24 protein-coding genes, 4 tRNA genes and 1 pseudogene are annotated in these 24,483 nt (G+C 67.6%); 14 read left to right on the top strand and 15 right to left on the bottom strand.

Annotated features, from left to right (window positions below; genetic code table 11):
- Positions 1-14: 14 nt before the first annotated feature.
- Both DFO65_RS08850 and DFO65_RS08845 read right to left on the bottom strand, forming a co-directional pair.
- Positions 15-88, bottom strand: a tRNA-Val gene (locus DFO65_RS08850).
- 96 nt (positions 89-184) lie between these two features.
- Positions 185-691 (bottom strand): TetR family transcriptional regulator, encoded by a 507-nt coding sequence (locus tag DFO65_RS08845; RefSeq protein ID WP_113904057.1) that lies wholly within the window; start codon positions 689-691, stop codon positions 185-187.
- 82 nt (positions 692-773) lie between these two features.
- On the opposite strand from DFO65_RS08845, the gene DFO65_RS08840 reads away from it, so the two are divergent.
- The 4 genes and pseudogenes from DFO65_RS08840 (at position 774) to DFO65_RS08825 (ending at position 3,076) form a co-directional block, all read left to right on the top strand.
- Positions 774-850, top strand: a tRNA-Pro gene (locus DFO65_RS08840).
- A gap of 259 nt (positions 851-1,109) precedes the next feature.
- Positions 1,110-1,832 (top strand): annotated as a pseudogene (locus DFO65_RS08835) (OBAP family protein).
- A gap of 77 nt (positions 1,833-1,909) precedes the next feature.
- Positions 1,910-2,527 carry a cupin domain-containing protein gene (locus tag DFO65_RS08830; RefSeq protein ID WP_113904056.1) on the top strand — a complete coding sequence of 206 codons (618 nt, stop codon included), beginning with the start codon at positions 1,910-1,912 and terminating at the stop codon, positions 2,525-2,527.
- Between the two features lie 12 nt (positions 2,528-2,539).
- Positions 2,540-3,076: an SRPBCC domain-containing protein gene (locus DFO65_RS08825; RefSeq protein WP_113904055.1), complete on the top strand. Its 537-nt coding sequence runs from the start codon at positions 2,540-2,542 to the stop codon at positions 3,074-3,076.
- A gap of 54 nt (positions 3,077-3,130) precedes the next feature.
- Here DFO65_RS08825 and DFO65_RS08820 read toward each other — a convergent pair whose 3' ends face one another.
- Together DFO65_RS08820 and DFO65_RS08815 are read right to left on the bottom strand one after the other, a co-directional pair.
- Positions 3,131-3,559, bottom strand: coding sequence for a DUF1801 domain-containing protein (locus tag DFO65_RS08820; RefSeq protein WP_113904054.1), 429 nt, complete (start codon positions 3,557-3,559; stop codon positions 3,131-3,133).
- Between the two features lie 18 nt (positions 3,560-3,577).
- Positions 3,578-4,570, bottom strand: a complete 993-nt coding sequence (locus DFO65_RS08815; protein WP_245940567.1) for an ABC transporter substrate-binding protein — start codon at positions 4,568-4,570, stop codon at positions 3,578-3,580.
- A gap of 77 nt (positions 4,571-4,647) precedes the next feature.
- On the opposite strand from DFO65_RS08815, the gene DFO65_RS08810 reads away from it, so the two are divergent.
- Positions 4,648-5,454, top strand: coding sequence for a helix-turn-helix domain-containing protein (locus tag DFO65_RS08810; RefSeq protein WP_113904053.1), 807 nt, complete (start codon positions 4,648-4,650; stop codon positions 5,452-5,454).
- Here DFO65_RS08810 and DFO65_RS08805 read toward each other — a convergent pair.
- Positions 5,437-5,919 carry an Lrp/AsnC family transcriptional regulator gene (locus DFO65_RS08805; protein WP_113904052.1) on the bottom strand — a complete coding sequence of 161 codons (483 nt, stop codon included), beginning with the start codon at positions 5,917-5,919 and terminating at the stop codon, positions 5,437-5,439. The two genes, DFO65_RS08810 and DFO65_RS08805, sit on opposite strands and share 18 nt — an antisense overlap.
- Positions 5,920-6,028: 109 nt before the next feature.
- Here DFO65_RS08805 and DFO65_RS08800 point away from each other — a divergent pair, with 109 nt between their 5' ends.
- Entirely contained in the window at positions 6,029-7,210 is a 1,182-nt protein-coding gene (locus DFO65_RS08800; RefSeq protein ID WP_113904051.1) for a trans-sulfuration enzyme family protein, read from the top strand.
- A gap of 47 nt (positions 7,211-7,257) precedes the next feature.
- Positions 7,258-8,022 (top strand): MerR family transcriptional regulator, encoded by a 765-nt coding sequence (locus DFO65_RS08795; RefSeq protein WP_113904050.1) that lies wholly within the window; start codon positions 7,258-7,260, stop codon positions 8,020-8,022.
- Positions 8,023-8,060: 38 nt separating this feature from the next.
- Here the strand turns inward: DFO65_RS08795 and DFO65_RS08790 are convergent, their stop codons facing one another.
- Genes DFO65_RS08790 through DFO65_RS08780 form a run of 3 tightly spaced genes read right to left on the bottom strand, consistent with a single transcriptional unit; the run spans position 8,061 to position 9,382 of the window.
- Positions 8,061-8,462 carry an HIT family protein gene (locus DFO65_RS08790; protein WP_113904049.1) on the bottom strand — a complete coding sequence of 134 codons (402 nt, stop codon included), beginning with the start codon at positions 8,460-8,462 and terminating at the stop codon, positions 8,061-8,063.
- Between the two features lie 3 nt (positions 8,463-8,465).
- Positions 8,466-8,942: a redoxin domain-containing protein gene (locus tag DFO65_RS08785; RefSeq protein WP_113904048.1), complete on the bottom strand. Its 477-nt coding sequence runs from the start codon at positions 8,940-8,942 to the stop codon at positions 8,466-8,468.
- Entirely contained in the window at positions 8,939-9,382 is a 444-nt protein-coding gene (locus DFO65_RS08780) for a DUF3052 domain-containing protein (protein WP_113904047.1), read from the bottom strand. Before DFO65_RS08780 ends, DFO65_RS08785 begins: the two co-directional genes overlap by 4 nt.
- A gap of 282 nt (positions 9,383-9,664) precedes the next feature.
- Between DFO65_RS08780 and aceE the strand changes: the two genes are divergently transcribed.
- From aceE to DFO65_RS08750, 6 genes are all read left to right on the top strand, one after another.
- A complete protein-coding gene (aceE, locus tag DFO65_RS08775; RefSeq protein WP_113904255.1) occupies positions 9,665-12,427 on the top strand; it encodes a pyruvate dehydrogenase (acetyl-transferring), homodimeric type in 2,763 nt (920 codons plus the stop codon).
- Between the two features lie 254 nt (positions 12,428-12,681).
- Positions 12,682-13,755 (top strand): PucR family transcriptional regulator, encoded by a 1,074-nt coding sequence (locus DFO65_RS08770; RefSeq protein WP_245940562.1) that lies wholly within the window; start codon positions 12,682-12,684, stop codon positions 13,753-13,755.
- Between the two features lie 57 nt (positions 13,756-13,812).
- Positions 13,813-14,718, top strand: coding sequence for an ACP S-malonyltransferase (locus DFO65_RS08765; protein ID WP_181778677.1), 906 nt, complete (start codon positions 13,813-13,815; stop codon positions 14,716-14,718).
- A gap of 19 nt (positions 14,719-14,737) precedes the next feature.
- Positions 14,738-15,739 (top strand): beta-ketoacyl-ACP synthase III, encoded by a 1,002-nt coding sequence (locus tag DFO65_RS08760; RefSeq protein WP_113904044.1) that lies wholly within the window; start codon positions 14,738-14,740, stop codon positions 15,737-15,739.
- A 117-nt stretch (positions 15,740-15,856) separates the two neighbouring features.
- Complete coding sequence (locus DFO65_RS08755) at positions 15,857-16,108, top strand: acyl carrier protein (RefSeq protein ID WP_113904043.1); 252 nt, start codon at positions 15,857-15,859, stop codon at positions 16,106-16,108.
- A 78-nt stretch (positions 16,109-16,186) separates the two neighbouring features.
- Positions 16,187-17,428, top strand: coding sequence for a beta-ketoacyl-[acyl-carrier-protein] synthase family protein (locus tag DFO65_RS08750; RefSeq protein ID WP_113904042.1), 1,242 nt, complete (start codon positions 16,187-16,189; stop codon positions 17,426-17,428).
- A 308-nt stretch (positions 17,429-17,736) separates the two neighbouring features.
- Here the strand turns inward: DFO65_RS08750 and DFO65_RS08745 are convergent, their stop codons facing one another.
- The 7 genes from DFO65_RS08745 to DFO65_RS08715 all read right to left on the bottom strand — a co-directional run bounded on the left by DFO65_RS08745 (position 17,737) and on the right by DFO65_RS08715 (position 23,398).
- Entirely contained in the window at positions 17,737-18,228 is a 492-nt protein-coding gene (locus DFO65_RS08745) for a DUF3145 domain-containing protein (RefSeq protein WP_113904041.1), read from the bottom strand.
- A gap of 238 nt (positions 18,229-18,466) precedes the next feature.
- A tRNA-Ile gene (locus DFO65_RS08740) sits at positions 18,467-18,540 on the bottom strand.
- Between the two features lie 60 nt (positions 18,541-18,600).
- Complete coding sequence (locus DFO65_RS08735; RefSeq protein ID WP_113904040.1) at positions 18,601-19,842, bottom strand: EAL domain-containing protein; 1,242 nt, start codon at positions 19,840-19,842, stop codon at positions 18,601-18,603.
- Between the two features lie 105 nt (positions 19,843-19,947).
- Positions 19,948-21,366 (bottom strand): MFS transporter, encoded by a 1,419-nt coding sequence (locus tag DFO65_RS08730; protein WP_245940561.1) that lies wholly within the window; start codon positions 21,364-21,366, stop codon positions 19,948-19,950.
- Between the two features lie 101 nt (positions 21,367-21,467).
- The gene (locus DFO65_RS08725) at positions 21,468-22,526 is read right to left on the bottom strand and encodes an LLM class flavin-dependent oxidoreductase (protein ID WP_113904038.1); all 1,059 of its coding nucleotides are present in this window, start codon (positions 22,524-22,526) and stop codon (positions 21,468-21,470) included.
- A gap of 82 nt (positions 22,527-22,608) precedes the next feature.
- Positions 22,609-23,205 (bottom strand): maltose acetyltransferase domain-containing protein, encoded by a 597-nt coding sequence (locus DFO65_RS08720; RefSeq protein ID WP_113904037.1) that lies wholly within the window; start codon positions 23,203-23,205, stop codon positions 22,609-22,611.
- A 120-nt stretch (positions 23,206-23,325) separates the two neighbouring features.
- A tRNA-Asn gene (locus tag DFO65_RS08715) sits at positions 23,326-23,398 on the bottom strand.
- Between the two features lie 171 nt (positions 23,399-23,569).
- Here DFO65_RS08715 and DFO65_RS08710 point away from each other — a divergent pair.
- Positions 23,570-24,481, top strand: coding sequence for a DMT family transporter (locus tag DFO65_RS08710; RefSeq protein WP_245940560.1), 912 nt, complete (start codon positions 23,570-23,572; stop codon positions 24,479-24,481).
- Positions 24,482-24,483: the final 2 nt, after the last annotated feature.

Below are 24,483 nucleotides of genomic sequence, written 5' to 3'. Positions count from 1 at the left end.
CTCTGATTTCGACGTGGGCCCAGAGGGACTCGAACCCCCGACCCTCTCGGTGTAAGCGAGATGCTCTAGCCAACTGAGCTATAGGCCCCACCTGCATGTTCAGCGCAGATGCCGCTCAACGTGCTCAACCAGTATGCCACACTCGCCGATGACGACAGAATCTCCTGCCGCCGCGGCGAACGCGTCATCCGGAGCACTCCGATTCCGCGCGCACCTCCCGGAGCAGCTGTTCGGAGATGCGGACGAACCGCTCCCCCGCCTCGGCGTCGTCGATGTCGAACATCGCGCGATTCTGCTCGATCGCCACCGCCCCCAATGCGTGAGCCATGATGCCTGCCGAGGCCGAGCCCAGACGGTCGGGCGAGAGCGCGGCGGGAACGACTGCGACCGGCGAGAGTGAATAGCCGAGGAGCATGATCTCGGCCCCGTCCCTGAAGCGCAGCATCACGTCACGCAGGGCGATGACCACCGTCAGCGGATCCGTCGAAGCAGGGCAACGGGCGCTCACCTCGGCGCTCATCCGCTCGGCGAGGAGCACGAGCAGCTCCTGCTTGCTCTTGACGTGCCAGTACAGAGCGGACGGCTGAACGTCCAGCTCACGGGCCAGTCGTCGCATCGAGAGGTCACCCAGACCGTACCGGGAGAGGATGTCCAGAGCGGTCGTCGTGATGGTCTCGACGGTCAGGGCCAATGAGACGTTCCTTTCATCTGCGCGCATCCCACGATCTCGATTTCTCAGATCGCGTTGTCCTCGCTATAGTAGTTCCTGGTCACGGGATATGGCGCAGGTTGGTAGCGCGCCTCGTTCGGGACGAGGAGGTCGTGGGTTCAAATCCCGCTATCCCGACCATTGGAATGTGCCGCGACATCGTTCACTCGATGTCGCGGCACATTTCTCATTTCCGGGCCCTTGTGATCACGGCTCGGCCTGCCTCCGCGTGCGTGGCTTCACCGAGGGTGCACTGATCGGACGAGAGTGGAGCTCACGAGGTGACCCGTCAGCGAGTCAATGCACTTTCGGCGGCCGGCGGCGGCGAAGGACAAGGCCCCTTTTGCGAACGAGGTCCGGGTGATAGAAAGGACGGACCGCCTGATGATGGGAGGCCGCGATGGCCAGGAGTGAACGCACCAGTCCGATCACGCCCGCCGGGGAGGGCAAGGGCGCATGGCTCACCGCATTGGAGCAGGGGGCGAATCTGCTGCAGAATACGACCCCGCTCAAGGACTTCGACGTCTACGTCGTGGGGTTCCATCCGGCAAAGGACGATCCGCAGATGCAGATGGAGGCCCACCACTTCTGCCGCGTCGTCAACGACGATCTCATCCAATGCATCCTCTTCGACGGGAACACCCGCGAGGCGAACCTCATCGGCATCGAGTACATCGTCTCCGAGGACCTGTTCGCCACCCTCCCCGCCGAGGAGCGCTCCTACTGGCATCCGCACAACTTCGAGATCCTCTCCGGACAGCTCATCGCCCCGGGCCTGCCCGCAGCAGCGGAGTAGGCACTGATGAAGCGCCTGCTCAACAGCTACGGCAAGACCTGGCACACGTGGCACACCGGTCGCCATGACCGGCCCGGCGAGGGGCACCGGCTGCCTCTGGGAGACCCGATGCTCATGTGGTCGTTCAATCGCGACGGCGAATGCGATCCGGCCATCGAGCACGACCGGGAGGAAGCGATGGATCTCGACACCTCGACGACGCGGGCTCAGCGGGAGTCCTTGGCCGCCGAGGCGCATCCGCAGGAGGGAGTCAATGCCCTGGCCGACGCGTTCAGCGGGTCCGCTGCCCTGCCCGGGGTCGTCGATGTCGAGGATGCTCGGCCCTGACGAGCCTTGCCGACCGATGTCGCCGATCTCCGCTGTCCGGTCTCCTCTCGCATCCGCTGTCGACTAGGGTACTACTCATGACGTCACATCACAGGTCCGGCGAGCCGGTCCTCGACCTGCGCTCCGTTCCCGCCGCCGCACGAGGGCAGGCGGTGAACCGGGCGGTCGACCAACTCGGCGTGGGAGACAGCCTCCTTCTCCTCAGTGACGGCGACTCCCGGCAGTTGGGGTCCGAGCTGGAGCGGGAGTACGCCGAAGCGCTCACCTGGGAGATCGCCCCCGATCCTGACACCGTCGGAATCCGCGTGACGAAGCATGCCTCGACCGCGCTGCCGCGCAGAGTCGGCTCGAGCGTCGAGGACGCCGCACCTGCGACTGCCTCTGCCGGCTCCGTGTGGCAGCTCCGGCCCTCACGCCGGAGCCTCGACGCCAACGTCATCGCCCTCCCGCCCGGAGACGAGATCCGCGACCATGTCGGCCCCGACCTCGATGTCCTCATCCACGTCCTCTCCGGGACCGGGGTGTTGACGACCGAGACGACCCGGATCACACTGGAACCCGGCGGGCTCGTGTGGCTGCCGCGCCGCTCCCGGCGCCGTTTCACCGCGGGCCCGGGCGGCCTGCGTTATTTCACGGTGCATCAGCGGAAGCAGGGGCTGGGCATCGCCGCCGCTCCCCCGCCGCATTCTCTTTGAAGGACGCTGATCATGGCTCCCACACCCACCGGTTCCCGCGAACGGCACGACGACGGCGACCACCTCGTGCTCACCCGGCGGATCAGGGCCGCTCGCGCCGAGGTGTGGGCCGCGCTCACCGTCCCCGCTCGCACAGCGGTGTGGATCGGGACCTGGACGGGCGACCCGCGCAGCGGGACGGTCGACGTGACGATGGGCTTCGAAGGCGACGGGGCCGAACCGCAGACGTTCACCATCGACGACTGCCAGGCACCCCACCGCCTTGCGGTCACCTCGGCGGCGCCAGGGGCCGAGGGGCCCGACGAGGTCTGGCACATCGAGATCGACCTCGTCGAAGCGGTCTCCGGAGACAACGCCGAGACCGAACTGCGCTTCAGCCAGCCGCTGTCGGATCCGGCCGCCGCCGAGAGCATCGGACCGGGATGGGAGTACTACATCGACAGGCTCGCCGCGGCCGCGGTCGGCACCGATGTCGAGGCGATCGACTTCGCCGACTACTTTCCGGCGCAGAGCCGCTACTACCGCGATCTCTTCACGACCCGGCCGTGACCGGCACCTGCGTTTCGGACCGGTCCTTGGTCAGCCCGCCGGACCGGTCCCTCGTCAGCCCGCCGGGTCGGGGTCGTCGGTGCGGGACCAGGCGATCGCGATGAGCCTGCGCAGCACCGCCTCGTCGATGTCCGAGAGCTTCTTCACGTACACGCAGCCGGCACCCTCCGTGTAGGTGCCCAGAGACGGCAGCAGGGCGGCTCCGTCCGGAAGGTCCTTGAGCCCGTAGAGGGAGAGCTGCGCCTTCCGCGGGGAGAAGCCGGTCTTCGGCCACACTCCTCGTGTGCGCGGGTTGGCGGGCGAGACGTACCTGTACTCCCCGTACCCGACGATCGACGGTCCCCACATGACGGGCCGGGCTCCGGTCACCTCGGTGAAGATCGCCTCGAGGCGCAGTCCGTCGAGACGGCGCCGCTCGGGAGTCGCGGACTCGAGGAACTCGTGGACATCGACGTCGGTGGGCAGGGTCTTCTGAGTGGCCATGGTCCCAGTATGGCCGACTCACCGCCGCGTGAACATCTCCTCGATGATATCGAGGAGCGCCATCGCCTCGTCGAAGTCCCCGCGCATCGTCCAGTAGGGCAGATCGTGGGCCTGGCCGTCGGCGAAGGCCGGAATCCGCGAGTACGGCGACTCGTTCTCGAGGTCGTCGACGCCGATGTCCGCGTTGTTGAAGCCGATGACGAACACGGTCTCCGACCGCACGACGTCGGGAAGGACCTCGAGCGAGGGGGCGAAGAGATCCCCGCCGGGAGTGTAGGGCTCGATGTCGTTCTCCTCGAACAGCGGTGCGGTCCTGAAGCCCAGGGGCTCGAGTTCGGCGGAGAGGCTCTTGCCCTCGATGAGGATGTAGGGGGTGTCGAGCCGGTCGATCGAGAGGATGGAGATCTCACCCTCAGGGACAGTGATGTTCTCCCTGACCTCGGCGACGCGGGCGTCGTACTCCTCGACGGCCCGATCGTACGCGTCCTTGCGGCCGAGTACGTCGGCGGCGATGAAGGAGAACTGGTCCTGCCACGTCTGCTTGTCTCCCGAGACGATGACCGTGGGGGCGATCTCCTGCAGCCGGTCGTAGGAGTCGGTCGCATGCTTGAGCGGGAATCCGATGCCTCCGGCGATGATGAGATCGGGGTCGGCCTCGATGATCGCCTCGAGATCGAAGCCGTCATTGCTCCAGGGCAGGAAGGTCGTCCCCTGCTTCTGAGCCTTCTCGGCCCAGAACTCGGAGTACTCGCCCTCCGCATTCGTCACCTCGGGGGTCATCGCCGCCACCGGAGCGTCCATGTCGTAGAGGTATCCGGCGAGGGCGTAGTTGAGCACGACGATCCGCTGGGGATCGGCCGGCACCTCGACCTCGCCCTGCTCGGTCGCCACAGTCCGGGCCGAACTCGCCGGCGGTGCGGACTCGGGTGAGTCCGACGAACCGCTGCACGCGCTGACCACGAGCATGGTGGAGGCGAGGACGACGGCGGTGATTCTGCGGAACACGGACATGGAGCACCTCTGGTTCTGGGAACATTGCCTCAGCAGAGGCTAACCTAAGTATCACGACCGACTTCGACAAAGGCGACATGAGAACCCGACCAGCACGACACCGACTCCTCCCGCCCGACACTGCCGATCCCCATCGCGCCGTCCGGTTCGACGGACACGCCGTCCATTCCCATGACCACCCCCAGCTCATCCACGTCGTCAGCGGCTCCGTCGTCGTCGACGTCGGCACTGAGGCAGTGGCACTCGGGCGCGGATGCAGTCTGTGGCTGGCAACCGGGGTTCCCCACGCGGTCCGGTCCCAGCGGGACAGCATCATCCTCGGTCCGCAGCTCTCGTCGGGGACCGAGCCCCCGGACCGCTGGCTCCTCCTCGAGCGGAACGAGACGCTGGGCGAACTCGCGCTGCTCATCCTCGCCCGGTCCCCGATGTCCGCCGCCGAGATCCCACGGTTCCGGGCCGCCCTCGACGAGCACCTTCGCGACCTCGCCGCTGATGATCTCTTCGTCCCCGAGGTGAGGCATCCCAGGATCAGGACCCTCGCCACCGACCCGTTGATCCTGCGCTCACCGCTGACCTCACTCGCCGCCGCCCGCGGACTGAGCACCAGGCACCTCGAGCGGCTGATCAGGGCCGAGACGGGGATGACCTTCGTCGCCTGGCGGACGCGGAGGCGGATCAACCAGGCGCTGCGGCTCATCCGCGCCGGGGCCGGACGATCCGCGGCCGCCCGCGCGGTGGGCTATCAGAGCAGCGACGGACTGCTCAAGGCGATCGAGCGGCTGACGGGGCTGTCCCGTGAGGATCTGCGGGAGGACCTGTCCGGTGCCGTGCGCGACTGGTGCCGACAGCGACGGTCGGCACCGGCGTCAGTCCTGACCGAGTGAGCTCACCCAGTCCGTGCCGTCCTGCACCTGGTAGATGAGATTGGTCCGCGTGTGCGCGACGGCTGGGTACCGGGTGAGGTAGTCGAGGACGAACGACTGCACCTCCTCGGTGTCGCGGGCGACGATGTGCAGGAGATAGTCGTCGGCACCTGCCATGTGGTACATCCTCACGACGCCGGGGAACCGCGGGACCGCGGCGGTGAAGGCGTCGATCTCGGCACGGTCGTGCTTGGCCAGGCGGATCGAGATGAGCGCCTGCAGGGGGATGCCCACTGCCCGGGCGTCGATGTCGATCCCGAAACCCCTGATCACTCCGCTCGTCCGCAGCCGCCGCAGCCGCAGTGACACCGTCGACTCGGAGATCCCGAGCTGGGCGGCCAGGGCCGCCCCGGGCGCCCGCGCGTCCTCGCTCAGGGCGCGAAGCAGCTTCCGATCGATCTCATCGAGTTCCACCTTCTGCGACATGGCTCACAGTCTGGCAGACTTTCCTCAAGAACCTGCGGCAGACAGGGCCGATTCCGCAGATTCGTGAGAACTGCTGGATCGCTGCGGCAGAACGCGCTTCGATGAGGTCATGACTACGCTGCATCCTCAGACCCGAATGGTCCACGGGGGAATGGACGGCCTCACCGAGGCGGGCGTCCATGTCCCCTCCATCGATCTCTCCACGACGAACCCGGTGATCGACATCGGCACCGGCGGCGACTCGTACGAATGGCTCGCGGGCGGACACGCGCTGCGGGACTCGGACTCCGCGGTCTACCAGCGCCTGTGGCAGCCGGGCGTCGCCCGGTTCGAGACCGCGCTCGCCGACCTCGAAGGCGCCGCCGAGGCGGTCGCCTTCTCCACCGGGATGGCCGCGCTCACCGCGGCCCTGCTCGCCGCGGTCGACGCGGGCACCGGACACATCGTCGCCGTGCGCCCGCTCTACGGCGGCAGCGATCATCTCCTCGAGTCCGGACTGCTCGGCACCCGGGTCACCTGGACCACGGAGGCCGGGGTCGCCGCGGCGATCGAGCCCGACACCGGCCTCGTCATCGTCGAGACCCCGGCCAATCCGAGCCTCGACCTCGTCGACATCGCAGCGGTCGCCGCCGCCGCGGGACCGGTGCCCGTGCTCGTCGACAACACCTTCTGCACCCCATTCCTCCAGAGGCCCATGAACCACGGGGCCGCGCTCGTCCTCCACAGCGCGACGAAGTACATCGGCGGGCACGGCGACGCGATGGGCGGGGTCGTCGCCGCGGACGCCGACTGGGCGCAGCGCCTGCGCCGGGTTAGGGCGATCACCGGGGCCCTGCTCCACCCGATGGGCGCCTACCTCCTCCACCGCGGTCTGCGGACCCTGAGCGCACGGATGAGCGCGATGCAGGCGACCGCGGCGGAGCTGGCCGCTCGGTTGAGCACCCATCCCGCCGTCGGCACCGTCCACTACCCGGGTCTGCCCGGGCAGGACCCCAAGGGACTCCTGCAGCGGCAGATGGACGGGCCCGGAGCGATGATCGCCGTCGACCTCGCCGGTGGGTTCGACGCCGCCAGGACCTTCGTCGAGCACTGCCGCCTCGTCGTCCATGCCGTCTCGCTCGGCGGCGTCGACACGCTCATCCAGCATCCGGCCTCGCTGACCCACCGCCCCGTCAGCGCCGAGGCGAAACCGGGCGACGGGCTCGTGCGGATCTCCGTCGGACTCGAACACGTCGACGACCTCGCCGCCGATCTCCTCTCCGCCCTCGACAGGGTGCGCGACGCCGCCTGAGCCCATCCCTTGACATTGACGCGACGTCAACTCCTAAGCTGATCGGCATGGACTGGTCCATACAGGAAATCGCGCGGTTGACGGGAACGACGAGCCGAACCCTGCGTCATTACGACGCGATCGGCCTGCTGCCTCCCACGCACAGGACCGACAGCGGAAGCCGCTGCTACGACGAGGAGGGGCTGCTGCGTCTGCAGCGGATCCTCCTGCTCAAGGAGCTCGGGCTTCCGCTGTCCCGGATCGCCGAGGTGCTCGACGCCTCCGACGATCCGGTCACGGCCCTGCGCGAGCATGTGCTCGAGCTCGGACGCGAGCACGAGCGCATCGAGAGGCAGATCGGTGCCGTCACCGCCACGATCGCACGATTGGAAGCAGGTGAGCCTCTCATGGCGGAGGAGATGTTCGATGGATTCGACCATCGACAGTACGAAGAGGAAGTGACCGAACGCTGGGGGCGCGATGCCTATCAGCGCTCGGCGAGGTGGTGGGAGTCGATGACCGACTCGCAGCGCAGGGAGTGGAAGGCGAAGGCCGACGACCTCGGCCGGCACTGGGCGGCCGCCGCCGAGGCGGGAGACGCTCCCGACTCGCAGCGGTGTCGCGACCTGGCCCGGCGGCACGTCGAATGGCTGAGCTCGATCCCGGGCACCCCGGCGGCCGAGCCCGGCGGCGACCTCGACGGCTACGTCCGAGGATTGGCCGAGATGTACGTCGAGGACCCCCGGTTCGGAGCCAACTACGGAGGAGGGCAGGGAGCGCAGCTGGTCCGCGATGCCCTCAACCACCACCTCGACGAGCTGCGGTCACGGTAGGTCGGCCGGCGCCCGCGACACGCCTGCGGCAGGACCGGTCACTGCTGGTCCAGGGCCCGTCGGATCTTCTCGGCGGGCCCGGCCAGGGCGTCGGCGTCGAGCATCGGCGAGCGGTCGCTGAGGTCGAAGTCGGCGATCGAGTTCGTCGGCCAGACATGGATGTGCAGGTGCGGGATCTCGTAGCCCTGGATGAGCACGCCGATGCGCTCGCAGTCGAACGCCGCCTGCTGGGCGCGCCCGATCCGCTTCGCCACGGCCATGAGGTGATCGATCAGATCCTGATCCGCGTCGATCCAATGGGAGATCTCCTCGCGGGGGACCACCATGACATGGCCCTCCGTGAGCGGGGAGACGTCGAGGAACGCGACGCAGCGATCGTCCTCGTGGACGAAGGTCCCGGGAATCTCACCGGTGATGATCTTGGTGAACAGAGTCGGCATGGTCTATCCCCTCTCGGCTGCGCTCATCGCCTCGGCGATGTCGATGTGGAAGTCGCGGACCTGCGTCCGGGCGACTCGACGGCTGCTGACGATCGTACCCGCCGTCGAGACGACGAACACTCCGCGCTCGGCGACTCCGTGGCCGTCGTCGAAGACGCCGAAGGACCGCGCGACCTCACCGTGGGGCCAGAAGTCCGATCCCAGACGGAACGTGACGCCCGCGGTCTCGGACCAGGCGGCCAGCGTGTACTTGGAGTCGGCGGTGATGCCGATGATCTCGATCGGAGCCGCCTTCTCCCCCAGCTCCTCATGGAGACTCTGCAGGGAGCGGATCTCATCGCCGCAGACGGGCGAGAAGGCGAACGGGAGGAAGGCGACCAGGACGGTCGACCGCTGCCGCACCTCGGCGAGGTCGAGCACGGACCCGAACTGATCGGGCACGCGGAACCCCGGTGCCCGATCACCCGGGACCAGGATCACGAATAGTTCTTCTTGCCGACGAGCCGGAAGCCGGCCCAGTCCTCAGCGGCGCTGACGGTCGAGGTCACGTGCATTCCCGCGGTCGGAGCGGCCTCCGAGATCTCGGCCGGGCTGATGTGGCCGGGGCGGTTGGCCTTGGGAGTCAGCAGCCACACGACTCCCCCTTCCTTCAACGTGACCTGGGCATCGACGAGACCGTCGATGAGATCATCGTCGTCGGAGCGCCACCACATGAGGATGACATCGAACACGTCGTCGACATCCCCGTCTGCGATCTTCTCACCAGTGATTCTCTCGATCGCCTGACACAGATCAAGATCGACGTCATCGTCGTAGCCGATTTCTTGCACATAGTCCCCCGTTTTCAGCCCAAGATTCTGGCCGAGTTCCGACGGGAGAGTCGACGTGGAAGATGTCCTTTCCGAAGCGGAGTTGCTCATGGTCTCATTGTTCCGTCAACTGTGGTCGAGGCGCAAATGGCCACGCGCCCCAACGACCGCATTCATCGGCAAACGACAGCGAATCGCAGGCACCTGCCGACAGCTCGACTGGCGGTCGGACATCTCACAAGGATCCGGCCCGACGAACCCCGGGCGAGAGGACTAGGCTGATGAGTGAATCGGGTGGACCCTGCGCTCAGTCTCGATCAGACCTGTCGTCCACTTGATCGCGTGATCTTCGACCACCGGGAAGATGACGACAGCGACAGAGAGGAACTCACCGTGGACAATCGCACTCAGAGCGGACCGATCCTCAACGGCCTGCCCAGCCAGGTGCCCGACATCGATCCGGAGGAGACCGACGAGTGGCTGGACTCCCTCGACGCGCTCATCGATGAGGGCGGCCGGTCACGTGCCCGCTACGTCATGCTGCGGATGCTCGAGCGGTCGCGGCAGCGGCAGATCGGCGTTCCCAGCCTCACCGCCACCGACTACGTCAACACGATCGGCCCGGAGAACGAACCGTGGTTCCCCGGCGACGAGGAGGTCGAGCGCCGGTACCGCAGCTGGAACCGGTGGAACGCGGCGATGATCGTCCACCGCGCGCAGCGCCCCGGCATCGAGGTCGGCGGCCACATCTCGACCTATGCGTCCTCGGCCACGCTCTACGAGGTCGGCCTCAACCACTTCTTCCGCGGCAAGGACCATCCCGGGGGCGGGGACCACATCTTCTACCAGGGCCACGCCTCCCCCGGCATGTACGCCCGCGCCTTCCTCGAGGGCCGGATGAGCGCCGACGAACTCGACGGCTTCCGCCAGCAGCAGTCCCACTTCATCGACGGCCGGCCCGCCGGCCTGCCCTCCTATCCACACCCTCGCCAGCTGCCGCACTTCTGGGAGCACCCGACGGTGTCGATGGGCATCGGACCGATGAACGCGATCACCCAGGCGCAGTTCGACAAGTACCTGCTCAACCGGGGCATCAAGGACACCTCGCAGCAGCAGACCTGGGCGTTCCTCGGCGACGGGGAGCTCGACGAGCCCGAGAGCCGCGGCATGCTCCACGTCGCCGCCTACGAGGAGCTCGACAACCTCAATTTCGTCATCAACTGCAATCTCCAGCGCCTCGACGGGCCGGTGCGCGGCAACGGCAAGATCATCCAGGAGCTCGAGGCGTTCTTCCGCGGCGCCGGGTGGAACGTCATCAAGGTCATCTGGGGTCGGGAATGGGACGAGCTGCTCGCCAAGGACCGCGACGGGGCCCTGGTCAACATCATGAACGAGACGCCCGACGGCGACTACCAGACCTACAAGGGCGAGTCCGGCGGCTTCATCCGCGACAACTTCTTCGGCCGTGACCCGCGGACGAAGGCGCTCGTCGAGGACTACAGCGACGAGCGGATCTGGCGGCTCAAGCGCGGCGGCCACGACTACCGCAAGGTCTTCGCCGCGTACAAGTCCGCGTTCGAGCACACCGGGCAGCCGACCGTGATCCTCGTCAAGACGGTCAAGGGCTACTCACTGGGACCGCATTTCGAGGCGCGCAACGCCACCCACCAGATGAAGAAGATGACGGTCGACGACCTCAAGCTGGCCCGCGACCACTTCCAGATCCCGATCTCGGACAAGCAGCTCGAGGACGACCCGAAGCTGCCGCCCTACTACCACCCGGGTGAGGACGCCCCGGAGATCAAGTACCTGCAGGAGCGGCGGGCTGCCCTCGGCGGCTACTCCCCCGAGCGCCGCAGCACCCACATCGACCTCAAGCTGCCCGGGGACAAGGCCTATGAGGTCGGCAAGCGCGGGTCGGGCAAGCAGGAGATCGCGACGACGATGGGCTTCGTGAGGATCCTCAAGGACCTCATGCGGGACAAGGAGTTCGGCAAGCGGTTCGTGCCGATCATCCCCGACGAGGCCCGCACGTTCGGCATGGACTCCTTCTTCCCCACCGCGAAGATCTACAACCCGCACGGGCAGAACTACGTCTCGGTCGACCGCGACCTGTTCCTCGCCTACAAGGAGGCCACGGACGGTCAGCTGCTGCACGTGGGCATCAACGAGGCAGGGGCGACGGCCGCGCTGACGGCCGCCGGCACCTCCTACGCCACGCACGGCGAGCCGATGATCCCCTTCTACATCTTCTACTCGATGTTCGGCTTCCAGCGCACCGGCGACTTCTTCTGGGCCGCCGGGGACCAGATGGCCCGCGGATTCGTCCTCGGCGCCACCGCCGGGCGCACGACGCTGGTCGCCGAGGGCCTCCAGCACGGGGACGGGCACTCCCCGCTGCTCGCCTCGACGTATCCGTCGGTGGTCTCCTACGACCCCGCCTACGGCTACGAGATCGCCCACATCGTCCGCGACGGACTCGAGCGGATGTACGGTCCCGACGACGGACGCGATCCCGATGTGCTCTACTACATCACCCTCTACAACGAGCCGATGGTGCAGCCGGCCGAACCCGAGGGCCTCGACGTCGACGGGGTGCTCCGCGGCATGTACCGGCTCGCGTCGGGACCGGACAACGGCGGGCCCAAGGTCCAGCTCCTCGCCTCGGGTGTCGCCGTGCCCTGGATCCTCGAGGCACAGCGGATGCTCGATGAGGACTGGGGAGTCTCGGCCGACGTGTGGTCGGTGACCTCCTGGTCCGAACTGCGCCGGGAAGCGCTCGAATGCGACGACGAGCGGCTGACGAACCCGGAGGCCGAGCCCCGGGTGCCGTTCGTCACCGCGCAGATGGCCGAGGCGGAGGGACCGGTCATCGCGACCTCGGACTACATGCGCGCGGTTCCCGATCAGATCCGGCAGTACGTGCCCAACCACTTCACGTCGCTGGGCACCGACGGCTATGCGATCTCCGACACGAGGCCCGCCGCCCGCCGCTACTACCTCGTCGATTCGGCGTCGGTGGTCACGCAGGCGCTCATCTCCCTGGCCGACACCGGGGTCATCCCGATCGAGAAGGCCGCCGAGGCGGCTCGGAAGTACGAACTCGACGACGTTCGGGCCGGCACCACGGGATCGACGGAGGGTGCCAGCGCCTGAGCCGACACTGAGCAGCGCACCGCGAATATGGCCGAAGTCGACAAGGCTTCGGCCATATTTGTGCGTTTCGCCTCGTCTTTGGCGGTGTCGGACAATCCGATTGTCGCCGATCCTTTAAGGTAGTCCTCATGACAACTGACGCCGAGACCCTCCGGCGCCGTGCAGAGACAGGACGTCGACTGCGGGCGGGAGTGGGAGTCCTTTCCACAGTGACGCTGCAGAGACTCGAGTCCCGCCTCCCCTGGTATCGCAGCATGTCCCCCTCGGATCGCTCCTGGGTGAGCCTGCTCGCCCAGTCCGGCATCTCCTCCTTCATCGACTGGTACCGCCGCCCGGACACGGACCTGCGCGTGGTGTCCGAGATCTTCAAGTCCGCTCCGCGCGACCTCATCCGCTCCGTCAGCCTGCAGCAGACACTGCAGCTGCTCAAGGTCGTCGTCGAGGTGGTCGAGGAGCGGGTGCCCGACATCGCCCGCTCCGCCGAGCAGCCGGCCCTGCGCGAGGCGGTGCTCGTCTACTCCCGGGAGATCGCCTTCGCCGCCGCCGACGTCTACGCCCGGGCCGCCGAGGCGCGCGGCAGCTGGGACGCCCGCCTCGAGGCGATGGTCGTCGACGCCCTCGTCCGCGGGGACTCGGTCGACGAGCTCGCCAGCCGCACCGCCGCGTTCGGGTGGCAGTCCGAGGGTCCGGTCACCGTCCTCGTCGGCCGCGCCCCGCAGCGTTCGGCCAAACGCGGGGTCGACGAGATCCGGCGTCGGGCCCGAAAATGGGCCGAGGACGCGCTCGTGGGCATCCACGAGAACCGGCTCCTCATCGTCCTCGGCGGTGTCACCGACCTCGACCCGGCCGTCGAGGCGCTCTCGGAGTGCTTCGGGCCCTCCGAGGTCATCGTCGGACCCAGCGTCTCGAGTCTCGCCGAGGCGGCCACCTCGGCGAAGGCGGCGATCATGGCACTCAAGGCGGTCACCGCGCGCCCCGACTCACCGCGTCCGGTGCGGGCCGAGGAGCTGCTGCCCGAACGGGCGCTGGCCGGGGACACCGTCGCCCTGACCGAACTCATCTCCCGCTACTACGAGCCGCTGACCTCGGGAACGGGCCAGCTGCTCAAGACCGTCAGCGCCTACGTCGAGTTCGGCTCCTCCCTGGAGGCGACCGCGAAGGCCCTGTCCGTCCATCCCAATACGGTGCGCTACCGTCTGCGGAAGATCACCGAGGTGATCTCGCTGGACCCGACGGTCGCGCGCGATGCGTTCGTCATCCACATCGCCTTGGTGTACGGACGACTGTCAGATGCCGGACTGTTGTCGCTGTCCGACAAATCCGGGTGAGCAGAACCCACCATCCACTAGATTGATCACGTCGCCGAGCGAAAAGAGAGAACTTCAGTGCTAGCCATCACGTGTCCGGGCCAGGGCGCCCAGAAGTCGGGATTCCTCTCCTCCTTCCTGGAGCTCGAGGGCTTCTCCGCACAGATCGACGAACTCGCCACCGTCTCGGGGATCGACCTCAGGATGCACGGCACCGAATCGGATGACGAGACGATCAAGGACACGGCGCTGGCGCAGCCCCTGCTCGTCGCCTCGGCGATCGCCTGCGCCCAGGAGCTCGGCGTCACCCCGGCCTTCGTCGCCGGTCACTCCGTCGGTGAGATCGCGGCCGCGCAGATCGCCGGCATCCTCTCGCCGGCCGACGCCATGCGCTTCGTCGCCGTACGCGGTCAGGCGATGGCCGGCGCGGCAGCCCAGACGCCGACAGGGATGGCGGCGGTCGTCGGCGGAGAGGCCGCTGACGTGCTCGCGGCCATCGACGCGGCCGGCGCGGCTCCGGCCAATGTCAACGGCGGCGGTCAGACCGTGGCCGCCGGCTCCCTCGACAGCCTGGCCGCGCTCGCGGAGAACCCGCCGGAGCGGGCCCGGGTCATCCCGCTGGCCGTGGCCGGCGCGTTCCACACCGAGTACATGCGGCCTGCGACGAACGAACTCGTCGACACCGCGCGGCACATCGACGCCGCCGACCCCTCGGTGCCGATCATCACCAACGCCGATGGATCCGTCGTGCAGTCGGGAGAGACGTACATCGAACTGCTCGTCAAGCAGGTGACGAACCCCGTCCGCTGGGACCTGTGCCAGGAGACGCTCGTGAGCGCCGGGGTCACCGGCCTCATCGAGCTCGTCCCCGGCGGCACGCTGACGGGGATCGCCCGCCGCGCCATGAAGGGTGTGGAGACGTTCGCCATCAAGTCCGCCGCCGATCTCGACGGCGCGCGCGAATTCGCCTCCGCCCACGCCTGAACCTCGAAGGGAACACCTCATGCCCACCTTGAACACCGCAGAGTCCGGCCGCTTCTCGAAGATCGCCGGCATCGGCGCCTACCGCGCCGAGAACCTCGTCACGAACGACGACATCGCCGGCCCGATCAACTCCTCCGATGAGTGGATCCGGCAGCGCACCGGCATCATCACGCGTCGGCGGGCCAGCGCCGAGGTCGGCGTCCTCGAGATGTGCGAGGAGGCGGCCCTCGAGGCGATCGCCTCCTCCGGGCTCAAGCCGGAGGACATCGGCGGAGTGATCATCTCCACGGTGACGTTCCCCTACTTCACGCCCTCGGCGGCCGCCGCGCTCACGGACAGGATCGGCACGGGCCCGGTCCCCGCGTGGGACATCAGCGCCGCATGCGCCGGCTACTGCTACGGCATCGCTCAGGCCGACGCCCTCGTGCGGGCCGGGACGATGGACAACATCCTCGTCATCGGAGCGGAGAAGCTCTCCGACGTCATCGACCCCACCGACCGCTCGATCTCCTTCATCCTCGGCGACGGGGCCGGCGCGGTCGTCGTGTCGTCCGCCGATGAGCCCGGCATCTCGAAGACCGTCTGGGGATCGAAGGGAGAGAACTGGTCGACGATCAGGATGACCGACTCCCTCATCGACGTCCGCGACGACCGGGACACCCCGTTCCCGACGCTGCGTCAGGACGGGCCGACCGTGTTCCGCTGGGCCGTGTGGGACGGCGCCGAGGTCGCCAAGGAGGCCCTCGCAGTCTCCGGCATCGAGGCCACCGATCTGGCCGCCTTCATCCCCCACCAGGCGAACATGCGCATCATCGACGAGCTCGCCAAGCAGCTGAAGCTGCCCGAGACCGTCGTCATCGCCAGGGACATCGCCGACAACGGCAACACCTCGGCGGCATCGATCCCCCTGGCGACCGAGCGGCTCCTGCGCGAGCAGCCCGAGCTCAGCGGCGGCCTCGCCCTGCAGATGGGATTCGGGGCCGGTCTCGTCTACGGCGCGCAAGTGATCCGCCTCCCTTAACCCACCTCGTTCGCGGAATTCCTCCGCGGATGTCCTAAGATGTTCGGCGGGACACTCGTCGAAAAGTTCCGAACCCGACCGAGCACCTCTCGGTTGTCACTAGAAAGTAGGAAAGAAATGGCATTCACCGAAGCTGAAGTCCTCGCCGGACTGGCAGAGATCGTCAACGAAGAGACCGGACTGGCCACCGAAGCGGTCGAGCCGAACAAGTCCTTCACCGATGACCTCGACATCGACTCCATCTCGATGATGACGATCGTCGTCAACGCCGAGAAGAAGTTCGGAGTGAAGATCCCGGACGACGACGTCAAGGACCTCGTCACCGTCCAGGACGCCGTTGACTACATCAACAAGGCTCAGGAAGCCTGAGCGCCTGACCTGAGAACACGGCCCGTCCACCGGCGGGCCGTGTCCACACTTTTCGACACTATCGACGAGGTTTGTACCATGACACCTAAAGTTGTCGTCACCGGGATTGGTGCGGTGACCCCACTGGGCGCAACAGCCGATGCCACGTGGCAAGCCGTTCTGGCAGGCGTGTCCGGCGTCCACACGATGGACAACGATTGGGCGGAGAAGTACGGCTTGACCGTCGATTTCGCCGCGCAGGTCGACCCACAGGTCGTCCCCGACAAGCTCAAGCGAGTGCAGGCCAAGCGTCTCGACCCCTCCAGCCAGTTCGCCCTCATCTCCGCACGCGAGGCGATGGCCGATGCCGGGCTCGAGGAGACCGACCCGGACAGGACGGCAGTCGCCTGGTCGACCGGAATCGGTGGTGTCTGGACCCTTCTCGACGCATGGGACACCCTGCAGTCCGAGGGTCCCCGGCGGGTCATGCCCCTGACCGTGCCGATGCTCATGCCCAACGGTCCCGCTGCGGCCATCGGCATGGAGTTCAAGGCCCGGGCCGGTGTGCAGACCCTCGTCTCGGCCTGCGCCTCGTCGACCGAGAGCCTGGGCCACGCCTACGACCTCGTCAGTTCCGGTCAGGCCGATGTCGTCATCGCCGGCGGTTCCGAGGCGGCCATCCATCCGATCACCCTGGCGGCGTTCAATTCGATGCAGGCGCTGTCCCGTCGCACCGATTCCCCCGAGACCGCATCACGGCCCTACGACGTCGACCGCGACGGCTTCGTCATGGGCGAGGGCTCCGGCACCCTGATCCTCGAGACCGAGGAGCACGCGAAAGCGCGCGGGGCGAAGATCTACGCCGAGGTGGCCAGCTGGGGAATCTCGAACGACGCCTACCACATCACCGGCGGCGAGCCCGGCGGGAAGTACGCTCTGCGGGCGATGCAGGAGGCCCTCGACTCGGCAGGCCTGTCGCCTGCCGACATCAAGCATGTCAACGCCCACGCGACGTCCACCCCGGTCGGCGACATCCCCGAATCGGTCGCGATCCACGAGCTGCTCGGCTCGCACATCGACGATGCGCTGGTCAGCGCGACCAAGTCGATGACCGGTCACCTGCTCGGCGGAACCGGTGCCGTCGAGTCGATCCTCACCGTCAAGGCGCTGCAGGAGCGCAAGGCTCCCCCGACGATCAACATCGACACGGTCGATCCCGAGGTCCACATCAACATCGTCCGGGACACCCCGGCCGATCTGCCCGCCGGCGACATCGCGGCGATCTCGAACTCCTTCGGCTTCGGCGGCCACAACGCCGTCGTCGCGTTCAAGTCCGTCTGATGATCTGAGTGGCACTCGTGCGGCACCCGGCTGCGTGAGAGGTGAGGCCCCGGCGGAATCCGCCAATCCGCCGGGGCCTCTCGTCGTCTGCGGTGCCGACATCGTCGCGTCGTGTGCGCGCCGACCGCGGGAAGGACGAACGCCCCGAGGGGCACGCTGGAGGTAGGACAGCGTGCCCCTCGGGGCGGCATCGGCTGAAGCAGGAGGTCGGGACGCTCACCGTCCGGTCAGCGCAAGCTCGATTCCCGCCGACCGGTGCTCATCGGAGGAGAACCCGGTCGGCCGAGGTGGGGAGAGTCGGTTCCGGTTCAGCCGACCTTGGTCAGCCAGCGCACGGGTGCGCCCTCGCCGGCATGACGGAAGGCGTCGAGTTCCTCGTCCCACGCCTCGCCGAGGGCGAGAGCCATCTCCTCGGCGAGTTTGACGGGGTCTCCGGCAGCGCGTTCCATGACCGAGCGGATGCGGTCCTCGGGCACCATGATGTTGCCCGCCGAATCCGTCACGGCATGGTAGATGCCGAGATCAGGGGTGTGGCTCCAGCGACCGCCGTCGACTCCCGCGGAGGGTTCCTCGGTGACCTCGTAGCGCAGCGAGTCCCATCCGCGCAGAGCGGATGCGATGCGGGCCCCGGAGCCCGCGGGCGCGCGCCAGCAGACTTCCGCGCGCACAAGGCCTCGCGCCGCCGGCTGGGGTGTCCAGTCGAAGCGCGCTTGTGCGCCGATCGCCCCGCCCGCTGCCCATTCGATGTGCGGGCAGAGCGCGCGAGGTGCTGAGTGGACGAAGAGTACGCCCTGTGTCATATCCATGTGTGCCTCCTACCTCGGATACGTCTTCCCCTACGATCCGAACGGAGGTACAGGGCCCATGATAGACGAGAATCACGGTGAGACCAAACACCAAACCGCCTGGTGGCGCCCGGTATCGAATCGTGATGTGCGACCGGACTGCGGGGTGCGGCATTCTCTCTGCCGGCAGGGCAGCCATCTGAACGACGAAGCCCCACCGGCGCATGCGCTGGTGGGGCCCTGCATGGATCGGTGCCCCCGGCCGGACTTGAACCGGCGACCAAAGAATTATGAGTTCCCTGCTCTGACCAGCTGAGCTACGGGGGCAGACCGACACAAGATTAGCACCCGCCCGGGGCGTGCACCCATTCCGGGGACACGCCGGCGTCACTCGTCGACTGCAGGCATGATCCGCGTCAGCACGCTGCGAGCGGCGTCGACACAGGTGTAGCGCTCGGTGGTGATGTAGACGTCGTACATCGTCTGCCCGTCGCTGCCGGGGCCGTTGCGCTTCGAGGCCGCGACGAGCCCGGACCAGTCGGGGCCGACCACGACGACCCCGTGCTCGTTGCGGATCGGGTCGGAGGCGTCGGCGATTCCGCCGCGCACGCCGGGAACCGGCGGGATGGTGAAGCCGCCGGAGAACATCGCGGTCAGGCCGACCGTGTCACGGATGCGCTCGTAGCGCTCGTGGGTCGCCTGGGAGAACGTCTCGTCCTCGCCGAAGACCCCGAGGGCGATGGTGGCGGCACCCGAGGCCAGGGCGCGCTCCTCGAGGGCGGCGATCTGCTTGAGCAGGAGCTCCCAGTTCATCACCAGCGGCTCGCGGTGCAGGCCCTGAGCGATCGAGTAGGGAGTGCCTGTCGCCGGGAGATTGCGGGAATGATGATCGGCCAGCGCATCCTCGATCGGCTGCTCGAACGGTTCGGGCGATCGGGTCGACCGGCCGAAGTAGGGGCCGGACATGTACCGTGCGCCGAGCGCCCGCACCCGGTCGAGGTCGGCCTCCGAGGACACCCCCTCGGCGAGGATGACGGCGTTCGTCCTCTCGAGGTGGGCATGGAGCAGGCGGTTGAGCTCGGCGAGGTGCGAATCGCAGTCGATGCGCAGGACATCGGGGTGCAGGCCGACGACGGAGGGATTGACGAGGGGCACGAACGACGCGCTGCGCAGGTCGGCTCCGACCGCGGACATGCCCACACCCCAGCCCATCGAGCGGGCCTGACGCACGGAGCGCAGGACCGACGCCGGTGACGAGGACACCCGGGACGCATCGAGCTGCAGGATCACCGAGCGATCCGGCTCGGCGGTGCGATCCTCGAGCGTCGCGAAGGACTCCTCCTCCGCGCGGATGAACAGACGATTCGAGTTCGGAAGGCCCGCCGCCTCGGCGGTTCTGATGGCGGTGTCCCGCAGGGAGGCGTCGATGTCGCCGATGAGCTCAGAGGAGTGCATGGCGCGACGGAGGTTCTCCGATTCCGCATGACCGAGCGCGGGATCCCCGACGGGGGCTTGGAAGATCTGGTAGCCGACCTTGTCGAAGGTGAGGGAATCGACGACTGGCGCGAAGTAGGTCTCGATTCCGCCCGAGCGCACAAGCTCTTCGAGATCCAGCCTCTGTTCGTTCATCGTCTCAGTCAACGTGCGTCCTTCCGGTTTCGATCTGCAGCAACAGTCTTCCACAGAACCGACACCCCGGATTGTCTAAACTCCGTAACATTATTGCGCTGTCAGCTAACCCCTGTGGCCGCGCCGCACCTCGGCGAGGCCGGCGACACCGGCCAGAATGACGACAAACGAGATTGCCGCGAACGACCACATCATCGCGGCGTTCCAATCGCTGACGGCGACGACGGCGAAGGCCAGCGCGGTCATCATGGCCAGTCCCATCGACGTCCCGATCCGCTGCCCGGTCTGGAGCACTCCCCCGGCCGAGCCGGCGTAGCGCAGCGGGACCTCCTGCAGCGTCAGGGTCTGGTTGGGGCTGATGACGAGTCCCTGGGCGATGCCGATGAGGCTGAGCGTCGCAAGCATCCACCACTCGCTGCCGATGCCGAGGGTGAGCAGCCAGACGACCCCGATCGTCGTGACCAGTCCGGCCAGGCAGGTGACGATGCCCCACAGCACCATCTTCCGCCCGACCTGGAACACGAACCGGCCGGAGAGATCGGCCGACACCGCCGAGAGCAGCGCCGCGGGCAGACCGATCATGCCGGCGGCCAGAGCCGTGTGCCCGAGTCCCTGCTGCATGTAGACGGCGACGAGCACCCACACGCTGGTCACCCCCATGAAGTAGAGGGTGATGATGATCGATCCGTTGCTGAAGCTCTTCGTCCGGAACAGGACGAGGTCGACCATGGGTGCGCGCCCCCGCCGCGAGTATGCCCGCTCCCACCGCACCCAGATGAGGATCGTCAGCAGTCCCACCGGCAGAGCGAGCCAGACGAGAGGCGCCCCCGAGGATTCGACGAACGGGAGCAGGACCAGGAGCACGCCGAGGCCGAGCAGGACCGTGCCCACCGGATCGAGGTCGCGTCTGCCTCCGGAGACCGAGGGCTCCCCCTCCTCGGCGATCGCACGCCAGGCCGAGGACGGCAGCCAGCTCTTGGCGAGCACGAGCGACAGGGCGGCAAAGGGCACGTTGACGAGGAAGGATGCCCGCCAGCCGTGCTCCTGGCCCAGCAGCGCGATGAGCACTCCGCCGAGCACAGGCCCGATCGCGACCGACACCCCGACGACGGTTCCCATGAGCCCGAAGGCACGACCGCGCCTCGGACCCTGGAAGTACTGCTGGAGGAGCCCGACGACCTGCGGACTGAGGAATCCCGACCCCAGCCCCATGATCACGCGGGCGATGTTGAGGGTGAGCGGATCGGGGGCGAGCCCGGAGATGAGGGACGCGAGACCGAACAGCCCGACTCCGATGGCGAACAGCTGGCCCCGACCGAAGACGTCTCCGGCCCGTCCTGCGGCCACGAGGACCACGCCGAAGGACAGGGCGTACCCGGTGAGCACCCACTGGAGCTCGGACGAGGAGGCGCCGATGCTCGTCGCGATCGACGGCAGCACGACGTTGATGATCGACACCGACAGCAGCGACATGAACAGCGGAACGAGGGCGATGATGAGAATGCGCCTCTGGGTCTGGGTCAATCCGCTCTCATCGCTCACACCTTCACGTCTACTCCCTTGCTCGCCGAGGCGCAAGACAGGAGTCATCGCATCTTCACAGGTGAGATCGCCGAGGTGGGGCGTCAGTGGTCCAGAGCGTACCCTTCGACCGGGCCCTCGGGACCGGGCTTCCAGCCCAACGCCGGGGCGACGTGCTCGGCGAAGGACTCGAGGATGTGGAGGTTGTAGTCGACCCCGAGCTGATTGGGCACGGTGAGCATGAGCGTGTCGGCGGCCTCGATCGCCGGGTCCGCCCGGAGCTCGTCGATGAGCCTGTCGGGCTCGGCCGCATAGGTCCGCCCGAAAGTCGAGCGCAGTCCGTCGATGATTCCGATCTGGTCACTGTCGGCCCCGCTGCGCCGACCGAAGTAGAGATCGTCGAGGTCCGTGGTGATCGGGAAGACGCTGCGGCTGACCGACACTCGCGGTGTCCAGCCGTGGCCGGCGGCCGCCCACGCCTGCCGATAGCGATCGATCTGCTCGCGCTGGAGTTCGCCGAACGTCACTCCCGTGGCTTCGGTGAGCAGGGTCGAGCTCATGAGATTCACTCCCTGCTCGGCCGCCCACTCCGCGGTGGCCCGCGAGCCGGCTCCCCACCAGATCCGGCGGTCGAGGCCGGCCGAACGCGGTTCGATCGGGAGTCTCACACCGGGACCGAACTGAGCGGGATCGGCGTCGACCATCTCCCGGCCCCTGATCGCCGAGAGGAACCTGGCGAACTTCGTCCGGGCGATCTCCGCTCCCTTGCCGTCGACAGTGTCCTCATAGCCGAACGCCTCCCAGCCGCGCAGGGCAGGCTCCGGTGACCCCCTGCTGATGCCCAGGGCCACGCGTCCGTCGGAGAGGAGATCGAGCGCGGCGGCCTCCTCGGCGAGGTGGAGGGGATTCTCGTAGCGCATGTCGATGACGCCGGTGCCGACCTCGATGTGCCTCGTCCTGGCGGCGATCGCCGACAGCAGCGGAATCGGTGCGGCGGCCTGCTTCGCGAAGTGGTGAACGCGGAAGTACGCTCCGTTGACTCCGATCTCGTCGGCGCCGACCCCGATCTCGACTGCCTGCTGCAGCGCTTCCCGCGCGCCGAAGTCTCCGGAGATCGGTCCGGTGCCGTAGTGGCCGAAGCTGAGGAATCCGAATGCCTTCATACCCCGCTAACCTGGTTGATCGTTCAATTATTCCGCTGGTTCGGTCGGGAGACGACGATCCTGCCGAGACGGAGTGGCGGCCTCACCGCCGGTCGTCGGGATCGATCCGGCGGATGGTGCGGGCGGGGTTTCCCACGGCGACGACGTCGGCAGGCAGGTCCCTGGTAACGACGGCGCCTGCTCCGACCACGGTGTTCGGCCCGATGGTGACGCCCGGGCACACGATGACCCCACCCCCAAGCCAGACATTGTCACCGATGGTGATCGGTTCGGCGGCCTCGAGCTTGTCGCGTCGCGGTTCGGGGTCGATGGGGTGGGTCGGGGTGAGCAGTTGGACGTGGGGGCCGATCTGGCAGTCCTCACCGATCGTGATCGCCGCGACGTCGAGCGCGGTGAGCCCGACGTTGACGAAGGTCCGCGCACCGACTCGGAGGTTCTCACCGTAGTCGACGAACAGGGGCGGTCGGATGACCGCGTCGGCGCCGAGGTGGCCGAGCAGCTCCTCGAGCAGGGGGCGCGCCATCGCCTCGTCCTTCAGGAACGCCCGCTGATAGGCATCGGCGAGTCGAGCGGCCCGCAGGGCGATCCGTTCGCTCTCCGGGTCGTCAGCGATATAGAGGTCACCGGCGAGCATCCGCTCCCGGTTCGTGCGCTCGTCGCCCTCGAACCAGTCGGTCATGGCCTCCACGGTAGTACGGTCGCGCCGACGATTCCCACCGACCCGTCGCACGTCACGGCGTCGTGCACCCCGCCGCGTGCACGACGAAGGCCCCGTCGCGAACGACGGGGCCTTGACCTGCTCCCCCGGCTGGGCTCGAACCAGCGACCCTTCGATTAACAGTCGAATGCTCTGCCAACTGAGCTACGGAGGACTGACGCAGTTGCCAGCGCACGAGTAGACAGTCTAGCAAAGTCCGCGCCGCGCAGACAAAGCGCCAAGACGTGGTTTGGCTCACATCCGACTCGTATCGGGGCGGCCCGAGCTCCCGGCTGTAAAATCGAGACGTTCCTGCCTGTCCATCCCCACAGCGGAAGAGGCGCACGTGACCATAGTGGCAATCGTCCTCGCTGTACTCGCGGCCGTGGCCCTGGCCTACGGTGCCCTGTTCCAGCATCATGCCGTCGCTGACCAGGACGAATCCCACAACGGACTGAGCTGGGCCCACTTCAAGGAGCTGCTCGGCAGCGGCCGATGGCTGCTCGGACTGCTCGTCCTCGGACTCGGAACGGCGGGCAACTTCGTCGCGCTCGCATTGGCACCCGTCATGGTCGTCCAGCCGATCGGCGCTTTCTCCCTCATCGTCTCGGTCCTCCTCGGCGTGTGGCATCGTGACCTCCAGGTCAATCGTCGGCTCGTCGCGGCCGTGGCCGGCTGCATCGTGGGGGTGACGATCTTCGTCGCCCTCGCCGCGACGACGGCCCGGACCGAGGTCCACCTCGGCCGCGACGCCCTGCCGCTCGTCTGGATCTCGGCGATCGTCGTCGTCATCGGGCTGGCCATCATGGTCGTCTGGCGCCACGCCCCTCAGCTCGTCCTCATCACCGCCGCCGGACTGCTCTTCGCCTGCGTGGCGACGAACGCCCACCTCGTCAGCGTCCAGTTCCTCCGTGCGGGAATCGACCAGGTGACGTGGACCAATGTCGCCTGCCTTGCCGCCGCTGGGCTGATCGGCTCGTGGTTCGTGCAGAACGCCTATGCCGCCGGTCCTCCGGAGATGGTCATCGCCGGACTCACCGTGGTCGATCCCATCGCCGCGGTCGTGCTCGGGGCGGTCGTGCTCGGCGAGGCCTCCGCGGCTCCGGTGTGGCTGGTGACCGTGATGACGATTACAGGATTGGCCGCGTGTCTGTGCGTCGCTGTATTGTCGCGGTATCATCCAGACGTCCGAGATCGAGAAGAGGAACGCCGAGTCGCTCGCCGCACAGACTTGTCGACCGACACCGAGGAGTGCTGAAC

The sequence above is a fragment of the Brevibacterium sanguinis genome, assembly GCF_003315415.1.
GTDB classification, from domain to species: Bacteria; Actinomycetota; Actinomycetes; order Actinomycetales; family Brevibacteriaceae; genus Brevibacterium; species Brevibacterium celere_A.
Note: the sequence above shows the minus strand (reverse complement) of the source record. Positions and strands in the feature narration are given on the sequence as shown.

Bases quoted from the DNA above. Each gene is read 5' to 3' on its own strand.
- DFO65_RS08830 (WP_113904056.1), top strand. From the start codon at position 1,910: ATGACGTCACATCACAGGTCCGGCGAGCCGGTCCTCGACCTGCGCTCC.
- DFO65_RS08825 (WP_113904055.1), top strand. From the start codon at position 2,540: ATGGCTCCCACACCCACCGGTTCCCGCGAACGGCACGACGACGGCGAC.
- DFO65_RS08820 (WP_113904054.1), bottom strand. From the start codon at position 3,559: ATGGCCACTCAGAAGACCCTGCCCACCGACGTCGATGTCCACGAGTTC.
- DFO65_RS08815 (WP_245940567.1), bottom strand. From the start codon at position 4,570: ATGTCCGTGTTCCGCAGAATCACCGCCGTCGTCCTCGCCTCCACCATG.
- DFO65_RS08810 (WP_113904053.1), top strand. From the start codon at position 4,648: ATGAGAACCCGACCAGCACGACACCGACTCCTCCCGCCCGACACTGCC.
- DFO65_RS08805 (WP_113904052.1), bottom strand. From the start codon at position 5,919: ATGTCGCAGAAGGTGGAACTCGATGAGATCGATCGGAAGCTGCTTCGC.
- DFO65_RS08800 (WP_113904051.1), top strand. From the start codon at position 6,029: ATGACTACGCTGCATCCTCAGACCCGAATGGTCCACGGGGGAATGGAC.
- DFO65_RS08795 (WP_113904050.1), top strand. From the start codon at position 7,258: ATGGACTGGTCCATACAGGAAATCGCGCGGTTGACGGGAACGACGAGC.
- DFO65_RS08790 (WP_113904049.1), bottom strand. From the start codon at position 8,462: ATGCCGACTCTGTTCACCAAGATCATCACCGGTGAGATTCCCGGGACC.
- DFO65_RS08780 (WP_113904047.1), bottom strand. From the start codon at position 9,382: ATGAGCAACTCCGCTTCGGAAAGGACATCTTCCACGTCGACTCTCCCG.
- DFO65_RS08770 (WP_245940562.1), top strand. From the start codon at position 12,682: ATGTCCCCCTCGGATCGCTCCTGGGTGAGCCTGCTCGCCCAGTCCGGC.
- DFO65_RS08760 (WP_113904044.1), top strand. From the start codon at position 14,738: ATGCCCACCTTGAACACCGCAGAGTCCGGCCGCTTCTCGAAGATCGCC.
- DFO65_RS08755 (WP_113904043.1), top strand. From the start codon at position 15,857: ATGGCATTCACCGAAGCTGAAGTCCTCGCCGGACTGGCAGAGATCGTC.
- DFO65_RS08750 (WP_113904042.1), top strand. From the start codon at position 16,187: ATGACACCTAAAGTTGTCGTCACCGGGATTGGTGCGGTGACCCCACTG.
- DFO65_RS08745 (WP_113904041.1), bottom strand. From the start codon at position 18,228: ATGACACAGGGCGTACTCTTCGTCCACTCAGCACCTCGCGCGCTCTGC.
- DFO65_RS08735 (WP_113904040.1), bottom strand. From the start codon at position 19,842: ATGAACGAACAGAGGCTGGATCTCGAAGAGCTTGTGCGCTCGGGCGGA.
- DFO65_RS08725 (WP_113904038.1), bottom strand. From the start codon at position 22,526: ATGAAGGCATTCGGATTCCTCAGCTTCGGCCACTACGGCACCGGACCG.
- DFO65_RS08720 (WP_113904037.1), bottom strand. From the start codon at position 23,205: ATGACCGACTGGTTCGAGGGCGACGAGCGCACGAACCGGGAGCGGATG.